The 22,047-nt window shown below is 30.6% G+C and carries 22 protein-coding genes and 1 pseudogene; 7 read left to right on the forward strand and 16 right to left on the reverse strand.

Annotated elements, in window-relative coordinates; translation table 11 throughout:
* Positions 1-10 precede the first annotated feature (10 nt).
* A pseudogene (locus AAH949_RS07725) lies at positions 11-3,191 on the forward strand (type ISP restriction/modification enzyme).
* Between the two features lie 4 nt (positions 3,192-3,195).
* On the opposite strand, the gene AAH949_RS07730 reads toward AAH949_RS07725, so the two are convergent.
* The 4 genes from AAH949_RS07730 to AAH949_RS07745 all read right to left on the reverse strand — a co-directional run bounded on the left by AAH949_RS07730 (position 3,196) and on the right by AAH949_RS07745 (position 5,084).
* A complete protein-coding gene (locus tag AAH949_RS07730) occupies positions 3,196-3,399 on the reverse strand; it encodes a hypothetical protein (RefSeq protein ID WP_348518410.1) in 204 nt (67 codons plus the stop codon).
* Positions 3,400-3,472: 73 nt separating this feature from the next.
* Entirely contained in the window at positions 3,473-4,018 is a 546-nt protein-coding gene (locus AAH949_RS07735) for a DUF6602 domain-containing protein (protein ID WP_348518411.1), read from the reverse strand.
* Positions 4,019-4,028: 10 nt separating this feature from the next.
* Complete coding sequence (locus AAH949_RS07740) at positions 4,029-4,739, reverse strand: class I SAM-dependent methyltransferase (protein WP_348518412.1); 711 nt, start codon at positions 4,737-4,739, stop codon at positions 4,029-4,031.
* Positions 4,740-5,084 carry a transcriptional repressor gene (locus tag AAH949_RS07745; protein ID WP_134237896.1) on the reverse strand — a complete coding sequence of 115 codons (345 nt, stop codon included), beginning with the start codon at positions 5,082-5,084 and terminating at the stop codon, positions 4,740-4,742.
* A gap of 156 nt (positions 5,085-5,240) precedes the next feature.
* Between AAH949_RS07745 and AAH949_RS07750 the strand changes: the two genes are divergently transcribed.
* From AAH949_RS07750 to AAH949_RS07760, 3 genes are read left to right on the forward strand one after another with little or no spacing between them, the layout of a single operon-like run.
* The gene (locus tag AAH949_RS07750) at positions 5,241-6,080 is read left to right on the forward strand and encodes a zinc ABC transporter substrate-binding protein (protein ID WP_348518413.1); all 840 of its coding nucleotides are present in this window, start codon (positions 5,241-5,243) and stop codon (positions 6,078-6,080) included.
* A gap of 9 nt (positions 6,081-6,089) precedes the next feature.
* Positions 6,090-6,890, forward strand: a complete 801-nt coding sequence (locus AAH949_RS07755) for an ABC transporter ATP-binding protein (RefSeq protein WP_348518414.1) — start codon at positions 6,090-6,092, stop codon at positions 6,888-6,890.
* Positions 6,883-7,701 carry a metal ABC transporter permease gene (locus AAH949_RS07760; RefSeq protein ID WP_134237893.1) on the forward strand — a complete coding sequence of 273 codons (819 nt, stop codon included), beginning with the start codon at positions 6,883-6,885 and terminating at the stop codon, positions 7,699-7,701. Before AAH949_RS07755 ends, AAH949_RS07760 begins: the two co-directional genes overlap by 8 nt.
* On the opposite strand, the gene AAH949_RS07765 is transcribed toward AAH949_RS07760, so the two are convergent.
* The 5 genes from AAH949_RS07765 to recA form a co-directional block, all read right to left on the reverse strand.
* Positions 7,684-8,532 (reverse strand): DNA ligase, encoded by an 849-nt coding sequence (locus tag AAH949_RS07765; RefSeq protein ID WP_348518415.1) that lies wholly within the window; start codon positions 8,530-8,532, stop codon positions 7,684-7,686. The two genes, AAH949_RS07760 and AAH949_RS07765, sit on opposite strands and share 18 nt — an antisense overlap.
* A gap of 1 nt (position 8,533) precedes the next feature.
* The gene (locus AAH949_RS07770) at positions 8,534-9,217 is read right to left on the reverse strand and encodes an AMIN domain-containing protein (protein ID WP_134237891.1); all 684 of its coding nucleotides are present in this window, start codon (positions 9,215-9,217) and stop codon (positions 8,534-8,536) included.
* Entirely contained in the window at positions 9,201-9,359 is a 159-nt protein-coding gene (locus AAH949_RS07775) for a hypothetical protein (RefSeq protein ID WP_243832572.1), read from the reverse strand. Before AAH949_RS07775 ends, AAH949_RS07770 begins: the two co-directional genes overlap by 17 nt.
* 116 nt (positions 9,360-9,475) lie before the next feature.
* A complete protein-coding gene (eno, locus tag AAH949_RS07780) occupies positions 9,476-10,720 on the reverse strand; it encodes a phosphopyruvate hydratase (RefSeq protein WP_134237889.1) in 1,245 nt (414 codons plus the stop codon).
* Complete coding sequence (gene recA / locus AAH949_RS07785) at positions 10,720-11,757, reverse strand: recombinase RecA (RefSeq protein ID WP_134237888.1); 1,038 nt, start codon at positions 11,755-11,757, stop codon at positions 10,720-10,722. Before recA ends, eno begins: the two co-directional genes overlap by 1 nt.
* Positions 11,758-11,868: 111 nt before the next feature.
* On the opposite strand from recA, the gene AAH949_RS07790 reads away from it, so the two are divergent.
* Genes AAH949_RS07790 through AAH949_RS07800 form a run of 3 tightly spaced genes read left to right on the forward strand, consistent with a single transcriptional unit; the run spans position 11,869 to position 13,781 of the window.
* The gene (locus tag AAH949_RS07790) at positions 11,869-12,732 is read left to right on the forward strand and encodes a menaquinone biosynthesis family protein (RefSeq protein WP_348518416.1); all 864 of its coding nucleotides are present in this window, start codon (positions 11,869-11,871) and stop codon (positions 12,730-12,732) included.
* A gap of 9 nt (positions 12,733-12,741) precedes the next feature.
* Positions 12,742-13,008 (forward strand): flagellar biosynthesis protein FliQ, encoded by a 267-nt coding sequence (gene fliQ, locus AAH949_RS07795; RefSeq protein ID WP_134237886.1) that lies wholly within the window; start codon positions 12,742-12,744, stop codon positions 13,006-13,008.
* Positions 13,005-13,781 carry a UDP-N-acetylmuramate dehydrogenase gene (locus AAH949_RS07800; RefSeq protein WP_134237885.1) on the forward strand — a complete coding sequence of 259 codons (777 nt, stop codon included), beginning with the start codon at positions 13,005-13,007 and terminating at the stop codon, positions 13,779-13,781. Before fliQ ends, AAH949_RS07800 begins: the two co-directional genes overlap by 4 nt.
* On the opposite strand, the gene AAH949_RS07805 is transcribed toward AAH949_RS07800, so the two are convergent.
* From AAH949_RS07805 to AAH949_RS07835, 7 genes are all read right to left on the reverse strand, one after another.
* Positions 13,774-14,463, reverse strand: a complete 690-nt coding sequence (locus tag AAH949_RS07805; RefSeq protein ID WP_348518417.1) for a hypothetical protein — start codon at positions 14,461-14,463, stop codon at positions 13,774-13,776. The genes AAH949_RS07800 and AAH949_RS07805 overlap by 8 nt on opposite strands.
* Before the next feature lie 9 nt (positions 14,464-14,472).
* A complete protein-coding gene (locus AAH949_RS07810; RefSeq protein ID WP_134237883.1) occupies positions 14,473-15,246 on the reverse strand; it encodes an inositol monophosphatase family protein in 774 nt (257 codons plus the stop codon).
* Positions 15,247-15,371: 125 nt separating this feature from the next.
* Entirely contained in the window at positions 15,372-16,640 is a 1,269-nt protein-coding gene (locus AAH949_RS07815) for a citrate synthase (RefSeq protein ID WP_348518418.1), read from the reverse strand.
* Between the two features lie 113 nt (positions 16,641-16,753).
* On the reverse strand, positions 16,754-17,944 hold the full coding sequence (locus AAH949_RS07820) for a cation:proton antiporter (protein ID WP_348518419.1): 1,191 nt from the start codon (positions 17,942-17,944) through the stop codon (positions 16,754-16,756).
* Positions 17,925-18,761: a biotin synthase gene (locus AAH949_RS07825; protein ID WP_134237880.1), complete on the reverse strand. Its 837-nt coding sequence runs from the start codon at positions 18,759-18,761 to the stop codon at positions 17,925-17,927. Before AAH949_RS07825 ends, AAH949_RS07820 begins: the two co-directional genes overlap by 20 nt.
* A 1-nt stretch (position 18,762) precedes the next feature.
* Positions 18,763-20,853 carry a type I DNA topoisomerase gene (topA, locus tag AAH949_RS07830; protein ID WP_348518420.1) on the reverse strand — a complete coding sequence of 697 codons (2,091 nt, stop codon included), beginning with the start codon at positions 20,851-20,853 and terminating at the stop codon, positions 18,763-18,765.
* A 314-nt stretch (positions 20,854-21,167) separates the two neighbouring features.
* Complete coding sequence (locus AAH949_RS07835; RefSeq protein WP_348518421.1) at positions 21,168-22,028, reverse strand: SPASM domain-containing protein; 861 nt, start codon at positions 22,026-22,028, stop codon at positions 21,168-21,170.
* Between the last annotated feature and the right edge of the window lie 19 nt (positions 22,029-22,047).

The raw sequence follows: 22,047 nt of genomic DNA on the forward strand, positions 1-22,047 counted from the left end.
AAGGAAATTAATGCTAAAAGCTTATCTAGAAAACATAAAAGATATTTCTATCAACGATAAAGAACACACACATAGAACAGCTTTGCAAAATTTATTACAAGCTATAAAAGAAAATCAAGACAAGCAAAATAAAATCTCTATCAAACAAGAACCAAACAATGATAAAGAAGGTAGAGGTGCTCCGGATTTTTTAATTACAAAAGATTTTCTCACACTAGGCTACATAGAAAATAAAAGAGTAAATGCAAATCTTGATAACATCATAAAAAGTGATCAAATTTTAAAATACACAAAATTAAGCCCAAATATCATTCTTACTGATTATTTAAGATTTGTATTATTAAGCTTAAGTGAGAAAAACGAGATTATCATTTGTAAAGAAGTAAAAATTTGCTCTCTTGATGAGATCAAAAGCATTGTTAAAAATCAATCTTTACTAGAAACAAAAACAAAAGAACTAAATGAACTTTTTGCAATCTTTTTTTCTAAAATCCCAAATCCCATAAATTCAGCCCTAGATTTTGCAAACCATCTAAGTCTAAGAACAAGAATTTTAAAAGATGAGCTTTTATTATCAATTGAAAATGAAGCATTGATAAGTTTATTTAATACTTTCAAAGAAACACTTTATAAAGAGTTAAGCTATGAAGAATTTTGTGATTCTTTTGCACAAACTCTAACTTATAGCTTATTCTTAGCCAAATTAAATAACGATACCGCAAAAGAAATAGATCTAAACAATGCTAAAAAATTCATACCAAAATCATTTCCATTAATCCGCTCCATGAGTGGATTTTTAGATGATAGTTTTGAAAATTTAGAAAGTATAAAATGGCTTTTAGAAGAAATCATAAGCATTATAAATCACATAGACATTACAAGTATTATTAAAGAATTAAACAAAACAGGCGAGAAAGACTTATTTAATCGTCCTACTATTTTATCTACCCACAAAGATCCTTATTTGCATTTTTATGAAACATTTTTAGCAAGCTATGATCCAAAGCTTAGAGAAGTAAGGGGAGTGTATTATACTCCTGCACCTGTAGTAATTTTCATCATCAATGCTATTGGTGAAGTCTTAAAGCAAGATTTTAATCATAAAAAAGGACTAAGTGAAGCTTTAGATAAAAATATAACCTTGCTTGATTTTGCCACTGGCACTGGCACCTTTTTACTTGAAGCTTTTAGAAAAGCCTTAGAACCTATAAATAAAAATAGCGTTAATTATAATCCAAAAGCTTTGATAGATAAATTTTGCGGTTTTGAATTTTTAATAGCACCTTATACTATAGCGCACTTAAAACTTTCTCAAAGTTTCAAAGAAGAATTTAATTCCCCGTTAAATGATAATGAAAGTCTCAAAATAGCACTAACAAACACTCTATACTCAAAAAGCACAAAAAATAAAAGAAGAACAAATTCTAATCATCACAGGCAATCCACCCTATAGTGGAGCAAGTAGCAACAAAGGCTTATATGAAGATGAGATCAAAATAAGCTATGGTTTAGAACCAAGCAAAGCAAATCTTAGCAAAGAGCAAAAAGAATGGATAAATTTGTATTTTAAAGAAAAATCTAAACAAAATATAAGCACTTTTAAAGCCATATATGAAAAACACAAACTAGAAAACGAAAAAAATCCAAAATGGCTTTTAGATGATTATGTAAAATTCATACGCTTTGCACAAAGTAAAATCGACTCTCAAGAAAGTGGAATTTTTGCTTTTATCTCAAATAATAGCTTTTTGGATAACCCTACCTTTAGAGGTATGAGATATTCTTTAATGCAAAGCTTTGATAAAATCTACATACTAAATTTACACGGAGATACTAGAAAAAAAGAAAAAGCACCTGATGGAAGCAAAGATGATAATGTCTTTGATATCATGCAAGGTGTGAGTATAAATATCTTTATAAAACAAAATTCAAAAGCTAAAAATACAAAGATTTATTATCATGATTTATACGGCAAAAGAAAAGATAAATACGAATTTTTATATGAGAATGACTTAAATTCTATAAAATGGACTTTGATTAAAAACAATGAGCCTTTTTATCTTTTCTTGCCACAAAATAATGATTTATTAGAAGAATACAACAAAGGCATAAGTGTAAAAGATATGTTTATGCTTTCAGGTGTAGGAATTTGCTCAAAAAGAGATAATATAGTTTTTCATAATAAAAAAGAAAATTTAATACAACTTCTCAAAGATTTTAATACAAAAACTAAAAATGAGTTGTATAAAATTTATGATATTGGGGAAGATAGCGGTGGCTGGAAACTTGAATGGGCTATAAAAGATATTGAAAACATAAAATTTGAAAATTCTATATATAAAGTTAATTATCGTCCTTTTGATTTTAAATATACTTGCTATACCGGTAAAAATTGCGGACTTATAGCTCGTCCTGTTTATGATATTTTTGAACATTTTTTAGAAAATGAAAATATAGGATTAATTTGTGACAGAGGAACAAAATTAAATAATATTAGCAATATTTTCATTAGTGATAAAATCATAGATTTACATTTAGTGGGTAGTGGTAGTTATATTTATCCACTTTATCTTTACCCTACAGTTAGAAGTAAAAAATTCCTAAAAAAAGAAAATCCAAATTTTAATGAAGAAAATTTCACTTCAAAAATAGAAAATTTCAAAGAAAGCTTTAGAACTTTCATAGATGATCTTTACAAAGAAAAATTCTCACCTGAAGATATACTAGGCTATATCTATGCTGTGCTTTTTCATAAAATTTATAGAGAAAAATACCTTGATTTTTTAAAAATTGATTTTCCAAAAATTCCTTTTGTAGAAAATAAAAAAACTTTTAAAAATTTAAGCAAACTAGGCTTAAAGCTTTTAAATTTGCATTTATTAAAAGATGATGAGTTAAATTCAAACGCGGGTGAAGCTTTGTTTAAAAGCGTCAAAAATAAAAATTTCAAAATACAAAAAGTAAAATACAACAAAGACACAAAAGAACTTTTTATAAACGAAAGCTTGTATTTTAACAAAGTAAGTCCTGAAATTTATGAGTTTAAAATAGGTGGTTATGCTGTGCTAGATAAATACTTAAAAAGCCACAAGGAAGAAGACATAGATCATAAGCATTTTACCTTGATCATACAAACTTTAGATGAGACTTTAAAAATTCAAGATGAAATTTCAAAAATCAATCTAGCATAATTTGCTAGATTTCTATCTGTTTATTAATAGGAATATTTTCTCTATAGTCAAGATATTTATAATTATTTAACCTTGTAGTTCTTGCACATTGAATAAAAGTAGTCAAATGATTTATAAAATACGCAAAGGGATTTTCAAAATTACCTTCGCAAATACACTTAGAATTTATAGCACTAATCCTAATTCCTTCATTACTTGCAAAATACAATGATTTGCCTTCTATAGAAATAAAACAATTTGGATATAAATGTTTTTCATTTCCGCATACATCTTTTAAATTTTTATGAATTATTTCTATCGATGGAAGAGTTTTGGCTATTAAAAAAAGTAAAAATATGATCTATATCTTTAGTAACAGGATCAAAACTTTGACTATCAATATCCTGAGAACAAACCGATGAGAAAAAATTTCTATATACACCTTTTTCTTTTGGTTTTTCTCTTTGTATTTGCTTCACAAGTTTTAATTTTTCTATAGAATCTTTGATATCATTAGAGTTGGCATTTGATTTAACTTCACCAACTGCTAATACATTTTCACAAGAATAATACGCATAATCTTCAACATTATTTGGTATAAATCTACTTGCAAAATTCTTCTCATAAATAACAATATCACTTTGTTTTGATACTCCACCATAAAGATCTATAACAAAACCACTACCAACGCCAACACCTGAAGGTAATAATGCTTCTAGTTTTTCTATAACACCACATTCTCTTGCCCTTCCTATTGCATGAGGATGACTATGATTTGAAGCACTATTAAATTTTAAGACTAATTCTTCTCCTACATATTTTAAAAAATCAGAAACATTAAATTTCATAAAATATCTATCAGCAAATAATTAATTTTATCTTAGATTTTATTATTTCTTTAATATCGTCTTTCACAAAAGCTTCTAAGTCTTGCTTGCTCGCTTTAATACCATTCATATCCAAATGCCACAAAGCATTTTCTATGGCTTCATCTTTTTTTCTTTCTACTATGCGTGTTTCATCAAAAACAAATTTATGAAATTTCACATCATTTTCTAGTAAAAAGTTTTCTAAATCCTGCTTATAAAAGCCTTTAAATTCGGTATTAAAATGTTTAAAAATAGGATCTAAAAAATCACTTTTTCTATAATCAGCCCAACCAAGATAAATTTTTACTTTTGCCAAATCTTTAAAAAATTTATAATCTTTTTCATTTTGCAAGGCAGGAGACATACTTAAAAAAGCTATATCAAATTTAGTATCTTTGTTTTTATCCGCCCACTGCGTAAAACTTAAATTTTCGTATTTTATGTTTTTTAGGGCTAAATTTTTAGCATCTTCTTTTAAAATTTCTAGCATAGCATTTGCATTATCAAGCGCAATGATTTCTTTAGCACTTTTAGCTAAATGCAAGGTCCAAACCCCAGTGCCACAACCAATATCAATAATATTTTTATCTTTAAAATCAATATTTAAATTTGATATTTCTTTAAAACTTTGCTTTTGTATATCGTTTAATAATTCATTATATCTTGCATAGTTTTTGGCTTTTTTATCCCATAAATTCATTTAATCCTCACAATTTTCGCAAATTCCTTTTATCAATACACTTTTGATTTTTCCTTTAATTTTTGGCATCTTAACATCACTCATCTTATGGCAAACATCACAAATAAAATGTGCTTTGGCACACTTGGCAAGCTCATAAAAACTCTTACGATTAAGCTCTGTTTTAATGACAATGCCGCTTTTTTCAAAAAGCTCCATATTGCGATAAAAAGTCGTTTTATTAGCATCGAGTTTAAAATGATCAAAACTTAAAGGCTCATTAGCACAAGATAAAATTTCTAGCATCTGCAAACGCAATTCCGTAACAGTAATATCTTGTTGTTTAAGCAAAGCTCTAACATCCATAAACTTACCTTTGAAAAATCAAGAATGAGTAATTTTACCACAAAATGAAAAATTAAGCTCATAAATTTTGATATTAATGCAACTGTGTTTTTAAGTTGCAACTAAGTTGCATTAATTATAATTTGTCTTTTGATTTCATTTGATTAGGAAAATTTAATGAAAAAATTTATACTTCTATGTTTTTTTACCACTTATATTTTTGCCAAACCCATTATCAGTGTTTCCATACTGCCATTAGAATATTTTGTACAAAAAATCGCAGGAACAAGCGTAGAAATTCACACCTTACTTCCTGATAATGCCGATGAACACACCTTTGAACCAAAACCACAAAGCTTATTAACCCTTGAAAAAAGTAAAATTTACTTTACCATAGGCTTAGAATTTGAAAGACCTATGCTTAATAAATTTCAAAGTTTATTCAAACAAACTAAAATCATTAACCTAAATGATAATATCCCTCTTATAGAAAAAAAGCACTCTCATGCTCATGAAGGGCATGAGCTTCACTCTAAAGATCCTCACACTTGGCTTGATCCCATTTTAGTAAAATCTCAAGCCAAAACGATAGCAAAAGCTTTAATAGAGCAATTTCCACAAAATAAAAAAATGTATGAAGAAAATTTGACTCTTTTTGAAAAAGAGCTTGATTCAATTAATGAGACAATTAAGACAAAACTTCAGGACATCAAGCACAATAATTTCATCGTTTATCATCCTAGCTGGTCGTATTTTGCTAAACGCTATAATTTAACGCAAATTCCTGTTGAAGTAGATGGAAAAGAACCTAAACCCAAAGCTTTGATGAATTTAATTCAAATCGCAAAAGAAAAGAATATCAAAGTCATCTTTGTCCAAGCAGGATTTGCACAAAATGCCTCTGCTTTATTAGCCAAAGAATTAAATGCCAATGTAGTGCAAATCAATCACCTTTCAAAAGATTGGCAAAATGAGCTTTTAAAAAGTGTTAATGCGCTTGAAAATAGTTTAAAATAGGAGAAAAATTTGGAATTTTTTAAAATCACAAATCTAAGCTATAGCTACGATAAAACTCCCGTTTTAAAAAATATCAATCTTAGCTATGATAATAAAGATTTTCTAGCTATCATTGGACCTAATGGGGGTGGAAAATCTACACTGATAAAGCTTATACTTGGTATTTTAAAAAGCAAAAATGGTATTGATAACACTTTATATTCTTCGCAAATTGGCTATGTTCCACAAAATACTCTAGCAAATGAAAATTTTCCAGCAAGGGTTTTAGAAGTCGTTATGATGGGACGTGTAAATAAAAAAATTTTCGGTTTTTATACTAAAGAAGATAAAAAAATCGCTATGCAAAGCTTACAAAAGGTTCAAATGCAAGATTTTTGGAATAAAAAAATTAATGAATTAAGCGGGGGACAAAGGCAAAGAGTTTTTATAGCAAGAGCCTTGGTTGGCGAATGCAAACTCTTAATCCTTGATGAACCCACAGCGAGCGTAGATAGCAAAAGTGCGGTGGGGATTTTCGAGCTTTTAAAAAGTTTGCACAAACAAGGTGTTGGTATCATTTGTATTTGTCATGATATCAATATTATTTTAGCTTATGCAAATAAAATCGCTTATTTAAATCAAGAACTTACTTTACACAATCATATTCAAGATAAAGCAAAATCGGAATTTTTAACCCATCTTTATGAGCATCATCAGCATTTTTGCGATGTTGAATTAAGTTTAAATTCTTGTCTTTGTGAAAATAATTTTACTCAGCACGATCAATTTCATTTTAAAAATTTCAAAATAAAAAAGGCAGAAAATGTTTGAAATTTTACAGCATAATTTCTTTCAAAATGCTATCATTGCTGCCATTTTAGTTAGTATAGCTTGTGGGATCATAGGTTCTTTTGTTATGATAAATCGCTTGTTTTCAATGGCTGGAGGCATCACGCATGGGGCTTTTGGAGGTATTGGAATAGCACTTTATTTTGGCTTGAGTGTTTTACTAAGCACAGGGATTTTTACTTTAATTTTAGCCTTTTTGGTTGCTTTTCTTACAAGACATTATCAAAACAGAAGCGATAGTATTATCGCTGTTATATGGGCTTTTGGAATGGCATTTGGTCTTATTTTGATTGACTTAAGTCCTGGTTATAATACTGATTTAATGGCATATTTATTTGGAAATATTCTCACAGTTTCCAATGAAGATCTTTATTTAATGGCTTTTGTGGATATGATTTTTATCTTAATCATTTTAGCTTTTTTCAGGCAATTTGAAGTTTTAAGCTTTGATATCGAATTTGCCAAACTTCGTGGGGTAAATACCACTTTGTTTTATTATATTTTAATTGCCATGATAGCTTTTTGTATAGTCATTAGCATACGCGTTGTAGGACTCATACTTGTTATTGCTTTGCTTAGTATACCTTGCTTTATCGCTGAGCATTTTACGAAAAGACTTGGAAGTTTGATTATTTTAAGTGTTTTTTTAAGTATGATCTTTTGCGTTTTAGGTTTAATTTTTAGCGTGAGTTTTAATCTTTCTAGCGGACCAAGTATCATTGGCATTGCTTGTTGTGGATTTTTCCTTTGTCTTTGTATGAAATTTTTTAAGAATTTATTCTCTAATGCGTAAAAATACAGGAAACCTTGGCAAACCCTTTTTGGTATAAGAACTAAATTTATAAGTGATGATTGTTCCGATGGGTGGCGGATTAAAACGAAAATCATCCTTTAAGCCGCTGCCTATTTTAAACACTGTTTTTCCTTGCTTTAAATTCGCTTCGCAAACTATAGCACCAACAGCATTTTCATACTTTCCTTTTCCTTTAGTATAAGCGATAATTTGACACTCTGCATCTTCATAGGGTTTCATTTTTAAAGCATTAGCTGTTCTAAATTTTTCATAAGGCGCATCATTTAATCTAATCACCAAACCCTCACCACCTTGTAAAAGTACTTTATTATAATACTCCTCCAAATGTTCTTTATTTTTTATAGGAATTTGAGTGATGATTTTAATATGGGAATTTGAATTTTTTTCTAAATAATCTTCTAAAATTTTTAAACGATTTTGCAAGGTGCAATTTTTAATTTTAAAATCCTCGCAAGCATTAGGTACATCAAAAACATTATAAGTCACGCTATGCCAAAGTGAATTTTTTATATCATCTTTACGCACTAAAGCTGAAATACTATCAAAATCAGATCTTTTAATCCACAATTCCCCATCAAGTGCGAAATCAGGAAAATCTTTCATAAAAAATTCAGGCACTTTAATCACATAATTTTGCCTTGTTTTTAAAACTTTGCCATCCCAAATTCCACGAATCCCATCGAGTTTTTCACTCATTAGGTATTTTGTAAAATCTTTGTTTTTAAAATCTTCTTCCTTATAAACATTTAAAAGTAAAATATCTGCAAATAAAAATTTTACAAGAATACAAAATAAAAAAACAATTCTCATTTTATAAGAAATTTAGCGTATAACCTATCGCATCTTTTTGAATTTCATATTTATATTTTCCATCCAAATAAAGCACTATACGATAATAATCTTTATGAGATCCAAAAGTAATTTTATGAATGAAACTTGTATTATTTAATTTAAAAGTTTTTGTCGGAAGCAAAATATTATCTCTTTTAAAATCAAGCACAATTTTACTTGGATTACCTATAGAAAAATGAGTAATCATATCATCTTTGGTGTTGAATTTAATTTTATTTTTATAAGAACTAAAAGCAATAAAATCATAAATTTCTTTAGTGTCACTTGGCACTTCTATATTAACTGAAGAATTTTTCTCTAAATTAGCCTTAACTTTAGATTGTTCTGGTATGGTTACTGAAACATCAAGAACCGGAGTAGGTGTCAAGGTTTTAGTTTTAGTAAAAGTATAAGTATTATGCCAATCTATACTTTTATTAATATCTAGACTTATTTTCTCTTCTGTCCCATCTAAAGCAATATAAGTAATTGTAATATTTTTTAAGATTCTTGCATCTGAGTTAAATTTTACATCTTCCTTTTGAAAACTTGGTAAAGAAACCATAGATGTATTATTATCCTCAAGCATAAATGGATTATCTCTTGCCTGCAATACAATAAAGCAAATACTTAACAAAAATACTAGTTTATTTATGTTTCTCATCTGGATATAGTCCTTTTAATTCAAAATAATCTTTCTGTGCAGCCGAATTTTGTTTTTTTAAATATAGAATTCTCTTATCAAATTCTTTTTTAGCTGCTTGCAAAGTAAGCATGGTTTCTAAAGATGACTGCCCAAAAAGCATATTACCAAAATAAATCGCTCCGATAATAACTATAAATGCCAAAAGAGAAGTCTTTATTATAGAACTTTTAAGACTATTTCTTTTGGTGCTTTCATCATACTCCTTGAGTAAGTCGCTCAGAGTTTTTCTCCCAAATACTCATCATTTTCAAGTTCAATTTCCAATAAGCGATTATATTTAGCTGTTCTTTCGCCTCTTGCTAAAGCTCCTGTTTTAATTTGTCCTGTATTTAAAGCCACTGCAAAATCTGCTATAAAAGCATCTTCGCTTTCGCCACTTCTATGACTCATCACACATTTATAATTGTGTCTTTGTGCTAAGCGAACAGTTCTCATTGTTTGCGTAATGGTTCCTATTTGATTTGGCTTAATAAGCACTGCATTCGCCATTTTTTTAATGATACCTTCTCTTAAAATATCCTCATTAGTTACAAACAAATCATCGCCCACAAGCTGAATTTTTTTACCTAATTTTTCCGTAAGTTTGATCCAACCTTCAAAATCATTTTCAGCCAAACCATCTTCAATGCTACAAATTGGATATTTAGCACAAAGTTCTTCATAACGAGCAATTAAATCTTCACTGGAAAAAGTTTTATTCTCTAGATGATATTTTCCATCTTTAAAAAATTCAGTACTTGCTACATCAAGTGCAATTTTGACACGATTTTCATAACCTGCTTTTTTAATACAAGTCATCAAAAGATCAATCGGCTCTGTATTATTTGCCAAATTTGGAGCAAACCCACCTTCATCACCCAAAGCAGTAGAATGCCCACCATTAGCCAATTCTTTCTTCAAAATAGCATAAATTTCACAAACCGAACGCAAAGCCTCTTTAAAACTAGTAAAACCAAAAGGCATGATCATAAATTCTTGAAAGTCTATATTATTACTTGCGTGTGCACCGCCATTGATGATATTACACATTGGCACAGGTAAAATACTTGCATTGGCACCACCTAAATAGCGATATAAAGGCATTCCTAAAGCATTTGCTGCTGCTCTTGCTGTTGCCATAGATACACCTAAAGTTGCATTAGCGCCTAAATTTGAGTAATTATTTGTCCCATCAAGTTCACGTAAAGTATCATCAAGCTGGGTTTGATTAAAAGCATCAAGTCCTAAAATTTCATCAGCTATGGTCTCATTTACATTAGAAACAGCTTTTAAAACACCTTTTCCGCCAAATCTTTCATCATTATCACGAAGCTCTAAAGCTTCTTTAGATCCTGTACTCGCACCGCTTGGCACGATCGCTGCACCCATACTTCCATCACTTAGTGTAACTTCTGCTTTTACGGTTGGATTTCCTCTGCTATCAAGCACCTCATAAGCTCTTACATCTTCAATCACTAACATTAATCTTGCTCTCCTTCTTCATCATCTTCGCCACCGCTAATCATACCTTCTATACCCATAGAATTTTGGATGGCCTTAGTAATTTCATCTGCAATTTGCGGATTTTCTTTCAAGAAAGCTTTTGAATTTTCTCTACCTTGACCCAATTTTTTGTCTTTATAAGAAAACCAAGCGCCACTTTTATCTACAATATCAAGTTTTACACCATAATCAATGAGCTCACCCTCGCGACTAAGTCCCTCACCGAACATCACATCAAATTCAGCCTGTCTAAATGGAGGTGCTACCTTGTTTTTCACCACCTTCACTTTAACACGATTCCCAATAGGCTCTTCATTTTGCTTTAAAGTTGCTACTTTTCTCACATCTAAACGCACCGAAGCGTAGAATTTAAGTGCATTTCCACCTGTAGTAGTTTCTGGAGTGCCATAACCCATAGCACCAATTTTCATACGAATTTGATTGATGAAAATCACAGTTGTATTCATTTTATGGACAATTCCTGTTAGTTTTCTTAAAGCCTGAGACATTAATCTTGCTTGAAGTCCTACATGTTGATCACCCATATCACCTTCAATTTCAGCTTTTGGGGTAAGAGCCGCCACACTATCAACTACGATCAAATCTATCGCACCACTTCTTGCTATGGTTTCGACAATTTCTAAAGCTTGCTCGCCAAAATCAGGTTGAGAGATATAAAGATTATCTGTATCCACCCCTAAATTTTTAGCATATTTCACATCTAGTGCGTGCTCTGCGTCAATAAACGCGCAAACACCACCTGCTTTTTGACACTCTGCGATAATATGCAAGGTTAAAGTCGTTTTACCTGAACTTTCAGGACCATAAATTTCAATAATTCTTCCCTTTGGAATTCCACCAATTCCAAGTGCGAGATCAAGTCCAACTGAGCCTGTGGCTATACTATCAATCTGCTCTACTTCCTTATCTCCAAGCCTTAAAATCGTACCTTTACCAAAAGCTTTATCGAGCGACTTTAATGCTGCATCTAAAGACTTCTTTTTATTATCATCCATTATTTTCCTTAAAAATTACAAATTTTTAGCTAGAATTCTAACAAAATAAAATTAAATAATAATTTATTTCGTTAGAATAAAAAAATTATTTCATTAAAATTGGGAAAATAAATGAAAAAAACAATCACAATCGCGCATTCTCCAGACGCTGATGATATTTTTATGTATATGGCTATCCAATTTGGCTGGATAGGAAATGATTTTACTTACAAAAACACAGCTTTAGATATACAAACCTTAAATGATCTGGCTTTGAAAAATGAATTTGATGTTACAGCGATTTCATTTGCGCTTTATCCTTTAATCACTTCTGAATACGCTCTTTTGCGTACTGCGGTAAGCTTTGGAGAAGGCTATGGACCAAAACTCATAAAGAAAAAGGACACTCATTTAAAAAGAAATTTCAAAGTTGCTTTAAGTGGTGCAAATACTACAAATGCTTTAATTTTTCGTATGAAATATCCTGAAGCTAAAATAGTCTATAAAAATTTCTTAGAGATTGAAAATGCAGTTTTAAGCGGCGAAGTTGATGCGGGGGTTTTAATCCATGAAAGCATTTTAGAATTTGATAACACGCTTTGCGTGGAAGCTGAACTTTGGGATATTTGGTTGGAATTTGCAAAAGAGAGCTTACCTTTGCCTTTAGGCGGAATGGCCTTGCGTCGCTCTTTGCCAATAAGTGATGCAATAAAAATAGAACGAGATCTTACAAATGCCGTAAAAATAGCAGATTCTAATCGCCACATTCTAGCCCCAATGCTTATGGAAAGGAATTTAATCCGCGTTAATGAAGAAAAATTAGAGACTTATTTAAATTTATACGCGAATAAAAACTCAATTTGTATGAATGAAACGCAACTTAAGGCAGTTGATATGCTTTTTAAACTTGGATATGATTATAAATTTTATGATAAAATCATACACGCAAAAGATTATTTAATCCCTAGCGAATATGAAAAATTTAGAAATTCTTAAAGGAAATTCATGGAAAGTACTCTTGTGGCTCTTGGCGTACAAACCTTTAAAGTAACTTTAATGCTTTCTTTACCTATGCTTTTAGCTGGGCTTATTGCTGGGCTTATTATTAGTATTTTTCAAGCTACAACGCAAATCAATGAAATGACTCTTTCTTTTGTGCCAAAAATCATTTTAGTTGTAATTGTAATAATTTTTTTAATGCCTTGGATGACGACAACTATGATTGATTTTACTACCAATATTTTTAACCAAATTCCGACTTTTATCAAATGATTATTGATTTTAAGAAATATTCCTCCGTTCACATAGGCGATAAATTTGAAGTGCAAATTTTAGAAAAAATCAGTGATTTTGATGGTTTTTTAATCGGCGGGGCAAATAATTTACTTATAAGTCCTAAGCCTAAAAATTTAGCCATTTTGGGCGAAAATTTTGATTTTATTGAAATTTTGGATCAAAACAAAGATTTTATCCATATTCGCATAGGTTGCAAAACAAAATCTAATAAAATATACCGCTTTGCAAAAGAAAAAAATCTTCGTGGTTTTGAATATCTTAGCAAAATTCCTGGCACACTTGGTGGACTTTTAAAAATGAATGCGGGACTTAAAGGGGAATGTATCAGTCAAAATTTAGTCAAAATTGCTACCCCAAAGGGTGAAATTTTACGCGAAAACATCGGTTTTGATTATCGCTTTTGTCCTTTAAATATGCCTTTTTTTTGGGCTGAATTTAAGCTTGATTTTGGCTTTGATAAAACAAAAGATGAGAATTTAAAAAATGCAAGGAGTAATCAACCAAGCGGAGCAAGTTTTGGATCTATCTTTAAAAATCCTAAAGGAGATTTTGCAGGAAGACTTATAGAAGCTGTAGGACTTAAAGGCTTTAGTAGAGGAGATGCAATGCTAAGTGATAAACACGCAAATTTTTTAATCAACAAAAAAAATGCAAGTTTTGAAGACGCGATTTTCCTTATAGGGCTTGCAAGAAAAAAGGTATTTGAAGAATTTGGCATTGAACTAGAAAACGAAGTTATCATCATTTAAGTATTTTATCTGAATGAGTAAGAATTTCCTCGCTAATGGTCTTTGATAAAAGCTCCAAAGTCTTTTGATAATCTTTTTCTTGACTACTTTCGCCTATTTTAAAATCTATGCCTAAGTTTCTATTTTGCTTTATTTTTTGATTTTTTGCATCTATAATACTATAATTAAGCTTTGTTTTAACGGTTTTTATATCAAAAAGCATATAATTTGTAATTTCTATATAAAAATCATCTAAATTAATCACAATAATGTAATCAGCTTGTTTTATAAAATTTTTAATGCTTTGTTTTTGATTTTTCATAAACCATCTTGCATCATAAAGCAAAGAATATTGAAAATCTTTATGTTTTTTTGCATCAAGTTGTGTGATTACGCTTTCAACTAAGTCCTTAGAAAAATGATAAGCACTTTTTTTAAAGTCTTTCAAAACAAATCCATAATAAGGAGTAAATGTTGTCAAAATAACAAATTTTTTACCGCGTAACCAAACAATAAATTCTTGATTATTTTCAAATTTAGTATCCCAAATTTGCTTATTTAATTCATCATTAATTTGATCCTTAAGTTCAATAATTTCATAATTTTCTCTATAAATTTTTATCAATTTTTTTTGCGTAAAATCATTGGCATAAACATTTTGAAAAAAAATGGGCAACATTAAAGAAAACAAGAAAAATTTCATTTTTGCCTTTCAAAAATTTCCATCAATAAATTCTTGCAAATATTCTTTTTGACTAAGTGCGATAAAAGATTGAGATTGTAAATTTAAAGCATTGTATGTTAGCATTTTGCCATTAAAATCGCACATAATGCCTTCATTTTTGTTAATCAAAAAATCCCCCGCTGCTATATCCCAAATACTAAGACCCTTATTGCGTTTATAAACCCCAGCCTTGCCTTCCAAAAGAGCACAAAATTTAAGTCCCGAACTAATACTTAAAGGCTTAAGATAATGTTTGTTAATAAATTCTTGCTCACATTTTTTACGATGATAAATGCTTAAAAGGGCTGTATTTTTATTTTGCTCGAAAATTTCAAGATTTTTTTGCAAAACTGCGCTATTTTTATACACTTTAGTATGACAATGCGCGTAGTATATATCCATAGTTGTAGGACTTTGAATTAAAGCTAAAACCGGACGCATTTTATCAATCAAAGCAATTAAAATACAATACTCGTTAGAATTTTTTAAAAATCCACTCGTGCCATCAAGAGGATCAATGAGCCAAAAAGTTTGAAAATTTTTGCGCTCTTCTATGCTTGGAATACACTCTTCAGATAAAATAGCAATATCGCTTGTTTGAAGTGCATCACTTAAAATTTCATTAGAAATAATATCTGCTGAACTGATAGGACTTCCGTCTTCTTTTTGCCAAATTTTTAAATTTTCTTTTTCTTTTAAAATGGCTTTAGAGGCTTCATTGCTTGCTTTTAAAGCAAGTTCAAGTAAATAATCTAAATTCATAAAACCCCTCTTAAAACAAAATAAATGTATTTTATCTACAAGCTAATAAAAAGAGCATTAAAAAGATTTTTATTGCTAAAAAAGATCGTAGTGAATAATTTGCAGGCAAAACCTGCAAATTTAAATTACATTTTTTTTACTTCACCTGTGTAAAGCTGTCTTGGACGAACAATTTTTAAAGTCTCTTGCTCTTTAAGCTCTATCCATTGTGCGATCCATCCTGGAGTACGGCCAATCACAAAAAGTACCGCAAACATTTCATTTGGAATTCCTAAAGCTTTTAAGATTAAACCACTATGGAAATCAACATTTGGATATAAATTTCTTTGCACAAAATAATCATCACTCAAAGCAATTTCTTCTATTCTTGAAGCCACTTTGATTAAATTTGTATCAATACCAATCTCATCAATGAGCTGATCACGAAGTTTTTTAAGCACTTTTGCGCGTGGATCAAAATTCTTATAAACACGGTGTCCAAAGCCCATTAAACGGAAAGGATCATTTTTATCTTTTGCTTTTTTGATAAATTCATCAACTCTATCCACTGTACCAATTTGCTCAAGCATTCTAATCACGCCCTCATTAGCTCCCCCATGCGCATGTCCCCAAAGTGCACCAATAGCCGAAGAAATACAAGAATAAGGATGCGCATGAGTTGAACCCACCGCACGCACAGTTGAAGTTGAAGCATTTTGCTCATGATCAGCATGAAGCATAAATACTGTATCAAGTGCCTTTACCTCGATAGGCTTAAGCTCTACATGATCGTATGGATAAGTTCTTAGCATATACAAGAAATTTTCAGTAAAACCACGATCTAAATTTGGATACGCCATAGGAAAACCGTGCTTATAACGATAAGCAGTTGCTGCAATGGTTGGAATTTTTGCTACAATTCTTGCTGCCATTTCCATGTATTCTTCTCTTACATCCATATTTAAATGATCAGGATAAAAGGTTGAAAGTGAAGCTACCGCGGCTTGTAAAACTGCCATAGGATGTGCATTATCAGGGAAAGCATCAAAAAGTTTATGCATACCTTCGTGGATAAAAGATCGCTTTTTAAGCTCATACCTAAAAGACTCTAGCCTCTGACTACTTGGAAGTTCTTTATAAAGCAAAAGATGCACCACATCCAAGAAAAGCTTATTTTCAGCAAGCCACTCTATAGGATAACCACGGTGCATTAAAGTCCCATTTTCGCCATCTATATAAGTAATATCTGACTTACAAGTTGCAGTTGAAGTTAAACCCTCATCATAAGAAAACATTCCTGTTTGTTTATAAAGGCTTGACATGTCAATAACACTTGGACCAATTGTTGCATCATAAATTGGAAACTCGAAACTCTTGCCATTTCTATTGTCTGTTAAAGTTACTGAATTTGACATTTTTTCTCCTTAATTTTTACACTCAAAAAACATTCTAACAAAAAACATCTTTTTTTTACAAAATGGCATATTTTTTTCAAAAAGTGTGTTTGATTTATGAGTAAAAAAGTAACTTAATTTTCACTCACTACTTTTTTATAATTTGAAATAAATTTAATCAAACTCATCACCACAACAGCTTCAAGTAATGCTGTTAAAATCAAAGCTGAGTAAAGATTTTCAGAAATCAGTTTTACATTGTAAGATAAGGTAGCTGTTGCAATTAGTAAAGTTAAAGGCATAGAATGACTTAAACCAAATAAAACAGTATTTTTCAATCCTATACTTTTAACAAACACTCCAGCGCTTACAATCCTTAAAGCCATCATTACAAAGAGTAAAATCACGGCATTTAAAACCACAGTATAATCGCTTAGTATTTTTACATTAAAAGTGGAACCTATATAAATAAAAAATATAGGGATTAAAAAACCATAACCAAAACTCGAAAGTTTATGCTCCAAATCCTTTTTATGGTCAAAAAATGTTGCGATAAATGATCCAGCAATAAAGGCTCCCAAAGCAATTTCTAATTTTGCAACCACCATAGCTGCGATAATTAAAATAAAAATAGCCATACAAAATCTTATATCTTTTTCATTCTTATCTTCCCATGGCATTAAAACGATTTTTAGTTGTGGATACCACCAAAAAAGCACCCCAAGAAGTTTAAAAACTAGCAAACAAAGACTTAAAAATAAAGTTAAATAAAAAATACTTTGGCCTAGTTCAAATACCGATGAATTTCTAAGCAAAGCCCCCATAATCGTAAGCAATATAATGCTTATTACTTCAGCCAAAGTTGCAACCAGCATTGAAATTTTAAGCCAATAACAATCCTTACCAAATTCCTTAAACAAAACCGATAAAAGTCCAACGCTCATCACAGGAATGATAATGATAAAAATATAAGATAATTTTTCTATACTAAAAACCAAAACCAAAGAAATTAAATACAATAAAGTAATATAATAAAAACTCTTTTTAAGTAAATCCTTTGGCATATTAAACAAAAGACGCAAATTCACTTCCATTCCAGCTATAAACATCAGATAGTAAAAGCCTACATTTGCTAAAAGTTTAAAATTCTCGCTCGTACTAATAAAACCAAAATAAGCTACTACTGCACCTAAAATAATTTCCATTGCAGAGATAGGCAAACGAAAAAACTTTGCCATATAAGGCGAAAGCAATAAGCAAATTGCAATTACAATTAAATTTTTTAAATCAATTAAGCCTTGTGGATCAATGGCACTCGGATGCAAAAGTAAATCCCATTTCTTTCAATTTTATTAAATCCTTACTTGGCTCTTCACCCTTAGTGGTAAGATAATCCCCTATCACAATAGCTCCTGCTCCTGCGTTAAAAATCTCATATTGTCTTTCTTTTAAAACAAATTCACGCCCACCTGCTACCATAACAACAGAATTTGGCAAAGCTTCTTTAGTATCACGCACAATTTTTAAAGCTTCATCGGCACTTAATTTTGACACTTGTAGTTTTAAATTCTCATTAGCGATGAAAAAATTCACAGGGGTTGAAAAGGGCTGTAATTCTTGTAAAGATTTTCTAAAACTTATCCTATCTTCTTCACTTTCTCCCATGCCATAAATTCCACCACAACAAAGCATAAGCCCTGCTTCTTTGGCATTTAAATTGGTTTGAAATCTGCTTTCCCAAGTATGAGTGGTGCAAATTTTTTCAAAATATTCTTTTGAAGTTTCAAGGTTGTGATTATAAGAAAAAATCCCCGCTTTTTTAAGCTCCTTAAGCTGTTCCACATTCGCCATTCCATTACAAGCAATTAAAAGCAAATTTGACACTTCTTTTTGCACTGCCTTTGCGGCCTTGCAAACATATTCTAATTTCTCATCATCAAGCCCAAGTCCTGCGGTAACTAAACAAAAGCCTAAAGCTTCGTTTTTTTTCGCCATTTTAGCTTCTAAAACGATTTGTGAAATTTCTTTTTGGCGATATTTTTGTATAGGTGTTTTTACATAGGCACTTTGAGTGCAGTATTTACAATCCTCCGAACAATTTCCACTGGCTATGTTTGAAATAGCACAAAGCATTATTTGCATTTTAATCCTTTATTTCTTTTTTAATCTTGCATTTTAAACATTCTAAAAATGTGCCTTTTTTGAGTTCTTTTATCACTAAATTTTCACCACATTCTTCGCATTTTTCATCACTTGGTTTGTACTTGCTTATAAAATTACATTTTGGATAAACACTGCAACCATAAAATTTACCGCGTTTAGAAAAACGCTCTACTATCTCGCCTTCTTTGCAGCTTGGGCAAGTAATACCTATGCCATTTGCTTTGGCTTTTGGCGCCTCTTCGCTTTTATTTTCGCTTTTTAAATTCCTTGAATATTTACATTTTGGAAAATTCAAACACGCTATAAACTCGCCATATCTGCCTTTTCTAATGGCAAGCTCACCACCACAATCAGGGCAAGTTTCGCCCAATTTTGTCACCGTTTTTAAACTTGCGATTTTTGTTTTTCCTTCTTCAATTTTTCTCATAAAAGGATAGTAAAATTCTTTTAAAGTTTCTTGCCAATCTGCTTTATCTTCGGCAATTTCATCTAAAGTATTTTCTAAATTTGAAGTGAATTTACTATCGACTATATCGCTGAAATTTTTTTCAAGTACTTCAGTAACCGTAAAAGCAACTTCACTAGGAATGAGTTGTTTTTTATCAATTTTCACATAATCACGACTCGTAAGGATAGAAATCGTCGGTGCATAAGTTGATGGACGCCCTATTCCTAAACTTTCGAGCTTTTTTACAAGTCCAGCTTCAGAATACCTTGAAGGTGGTTCTGTAAAATGAGAGTTTATTTCTAAATTTTGTATTTTTAAATTCTCACCGATTTTAAAATTTGGCAAAATTTTATCCTTATCCATATCGCCATAAACCTTATAATATCCATCAAAAAGGATTTTTCTACCGCTTATCTTAAATACAGCCTTATCGTTATTTACAAAGACATTTTGAGTTTGCGAAATAGCAGGATTCATTTGACAAGCTAGGAAACGATTATAAATTAAACTATAAAGTTTTAACTCATCTTTATCTAAAAATTTAGCCGCAATTTGCGGAGTAAAACTTAAATTTGTAGGACGAATGGCTTCGTGCGCTTCTTGTGCACCTTTTGTCTTTGTGGCATAAACATTGGCTTTGCTTGGCAAATATTCTTTTCCAAAATTTTCTTTTATAAACACCCTTGCATTTTCAACTGCTTCTTTGGCTAAATTTAAACTATCTGTTCTCATATAGGTAATAACGCCCATTATACCCTCGTGAGTATTTACTCCTTCATAAAGTTTTTGCGCTATCATCATAGTTTTTTTAGGATTAAACCCCAAACGATTGCTCGCGCTTTGTTGTAAAGTAGAAGTCATAAAAGGCGGTGGTGGGGTAATTTTTCTTTCTTTGCTTTCTATATCACTTATGGTGTAATTTTCATTTTTACATGCTTCATAAACAAGCTTAGCACGATCTTTGTTTGTAATGGTTAGTTTTTCGATTTTTGCTTTTTCAAATTCCACAAGTTCTGCTTCTAAATCTTGCTTGAAAATCATATCAATACTAAAATATTCTAATGGAACAAAGGCTTTAATTTCTTTTTCACGATCTACGATGATTTTTAAAGCAGCACTTTGCACCCTTCCTGCGCTTAAACCTTTTTGAATTTTTTGTCCAAGCAAGGGGCTTAATTTATAACCCACAATGCGATCTAGCAAACGCCTAGTCTGCTGGGCATTGACAGAGTGCATATCAAGTTTTCTTGGGTTTTTTAAAGCATTTTCAATAGCACTTTTTGTGATTTCATGAAAAACGATGCGAGGTAAGGTATTTTCATCTTTTCCTATAGCTTTTGCGATATGATAAGCTATAGCTTCTCCTTCTCTATCCTCATCGGTTGCAAGATAGATTTGATCTGCTTTTTTAGCCTTTTCTTTAAGCTCTTTTACTAAAGTGCTATGATCACTTGTGATTCTATATTCTGGTACAAATTCATCATTGTCTATTTTTATCCCAAAACTTGATTTTGGTAAATCTCTTATATGTCCTTTTGAAGCAATGACCTCATAATCTTTTCCTAAAAAATTCCCTATAGTTTTGGCTTTTGCTGGGGACTCTACTATGATTAAGTTTTTCATTTTGTACCTTTATAGAAATAAAAAGCTGAATTTAGCTAAAAATTTTTAAAATTTTACTTATATTTTTATTTTTTTAAATCTAAAAATTTTCTAAAATATTTTTAATCTTAATTAAATTTAAGTTTAATTTTAAAAAACTAGAGAGATCCTTCGTTTCACTTAGGATGACACGCTATTTTCTAAAGATTTAGAATGACGCATTATTCCATCATTCTGAGTGAATGTGAAGAATCTCATTAAATCTTCCTATGTTTTAGTGCACTTTTTCGGTTGCTGTTTATGGCTTAGATTAAACGCAAAGATTTTGCCAAAAATTAATTTGGCATTAATCTTGTTTTGTGAAATTTGCATCTTTTACAAAGTTCTTCTATGCGTTTATTATGATAAAAAGCCTCTTTTATAGAATTTATTCTTGCACCTTTTAAAAGCTCGTCAAAAGAATTTTCAAAAATATTTCCCAAATTAATATCGCCTTTTGTATCCAAACAACAAGGCACGAGAGTGCCATTGCTTAAAATCCCAATTTGTTCTTTTAAGGCGTGACATTTTCCTTCTAAAAATTGCGCCCTATCCTTTAAACTAGGCCATTTAAAAAGTTTATTTTGATTTAAAATGATATGCCTTGCAAGGCGATTTTTACTTAAGTTTTGATTAATTTTGCTTTGAAAATTTTGCTCTAAAAAATCATAAATTTGCAAATTCTCATTTGGAGCTTTGAAATTTTCATTTAAATTCCAAAGTCTAAGATTGATAAAAGAAAGGATTTTTTGCCCTAAATGCTCATTGCAAAGATCTATAATTGGCTTAAAATACTCTTCTAAAGAAAGTTTGCTTTGACTTAAAAATGCCATTAAGGAAATGTTTATTTGGCAAATATTGTCGTATTTTAGCAACAATTTACGATTTTTAGGACTAAGATAAAAGCCACTTGTAGTAATTTCTAGTTTCATTTTGTAATTTTTAGCGATTTTTAAATACTCTTCCAAATCACCCAAAAGCAAAGGATCGCCCAAAAGATGAAAGGTGAAAATTTCACTTTTTTCACAAATTTGTGCTGCAAGTTTGGCGAAATTTTCCACACCCATTATCCCGCGCTCACCTTTTTTAGAAGGACAAAAATTGCATTTTAATCCGCAAATATCACTTAATTCCACATAAATTTTTTTAAATTTCATTTATAAATTTTCCTAGTTT

Source organism: Campylobacter sp. CCS1377 (genome assembly GCF_040008265.1).
In the GTDB taxonomy this organism is placed as follows: Bacteria; Campylobacterota; Campylobacteria; order Campylobacterales; family Campylobacteraceae; genus Campylobacter_D.

Excerpts from the sequence above, each read along its gene's own strand:
- AAH949_RS07735 (WP_348518411.1), bottom strand. The coding sequence starts at position 4,018 with ATGAAATTTAATGTTTCTGATTTTTTAAAATATGTAGGAGAAGAATTA.
- AAH949_RS07740 (WP_348518412.1), bottom strand. The coding sequence starts at position 4,739 with ATGAATTTATGGGATAAAAAAGCCAAAAACTATGCAAGATATAATGAA.
- AAH949_RS07745 (WP_134237896.1), bottom strand. The coding sequence starts at position 5,084 with ATGGATGTTAGAGCTTTGCTTAAACAACAAGATATTACTGTTACGGAA.
- AAH949_RS07750 (WP_348518413.1), top strand. The coding sequence starts at position 5,241 with ATGAAAAAATTTATACTTCTATGTTTTTTTACCACTTATATTTTTGCC.
- AAH949_RS07760 (WP_134237893.1), top strand. The coding sequence starts at position 6,883 with ATGTTTGAAATTTTACAGCATAATTTCTTTCAAAATGCTATCATTGCT.
- AAH949_RS07765 (WP_348518415.1), bottom strand. The coding sequence starts at position 8,532 with ATGAGAATTGTTTTTTTATTTTGTATTCTTGTAAAATTTTTATTTGCA.
- AAH949_RS07770 (WP_134237891.1), bottom strand. The coding sequence starts at position 9,217 with ATGAGAAACATAAATAAACTAGTATTTTTGTTAAGTATTTGCTTTATT.
- AAH949_RS07775 (WP_243832572.1), bottom strand. The coding sequence starts at position 9,359 with ATGCTTTTTGGGCAGTCATCTTTAGAAACCATGCTTACTTTGCAAGCA.
- eno (WP_134237889.1), bottom strand. The coding sequence starts at position 10,720 with ATGTTAGTGATTGAAGATGTAAGAGCTTATGAGGTGCTTGATAGCAGA.
- recA (WP_134237888.1), bottom strand. The coding sequence starts at position 11,757 with ATGGATGATAATAAAAAGAAGTCTTTAGATGCAGCATTAAAGTCGCTC.
- AAH949_RS07790 (WP_348518416.1), top strand. The coding sequence starts at position 11,869 with ATGAAAAAAACAATCACAATCGCGCATTCTCCAGACGCTGATGATATT.
- fliQ (WP_134237886.1), top strand. The coding sequence starts at position 12,742 with ATGGAAAGTACTCTTGTGGCTCTTGGCGTACAAACCTTTAAAGTAACT.
- AAH949_RS07800 (WP_134237885.1), top strand. The coding sequence starts at position 13,005 with ATGATTATTGATTTTAAGAAATATTCCTCCGTTCACATAGGCGATAAA.
- AAH949_RS07805 (WP_348518417.1), bottom strand. The coding sequence starts at position 14,463 with ATGAAATTTTTCTTGTTTTCTTTAATGTTGCCCATTTTTTTTCAAAAT.
- AAH949_RS07810 (WP_134237883.1), bottom strand. The coding sequence starts at position 15,246 with ATGAATTTAGATTATTTACTTGAACTTGCTTTAAAAGCAAGCAATGAA.
- AAH949_RS07815 (WP_348518418.1), bottom strand. The coding sequence starts at position 16,640 with ATGTCAAATTCAGTAACTTTAACAGACAATAGAAATGGCAAGAGTTTC.
- AAH949_RS07825 (WP_134237880.1), bottom strand. The coding sequence starts at position 18,761 with ATGCAAATAATGCTTTGTGCTATTTCAAACATAGCCAGTGGAAATTGT.
- topA (WP_348518420.1), bottom strand. The coding sequence starts at position 20,853 with ATGAAAAACTTAATCATAGTAGAGTCCCCAGCAAAAGCCAAAACTATA.
- AAH949_RS07835 (WP_348518421.1), bottom strand. The coding sequence starts at position 22,028 with ATGAAATTTAAAAAAATTTATGTGGAATTAAGTGATATTTGCGGATTA.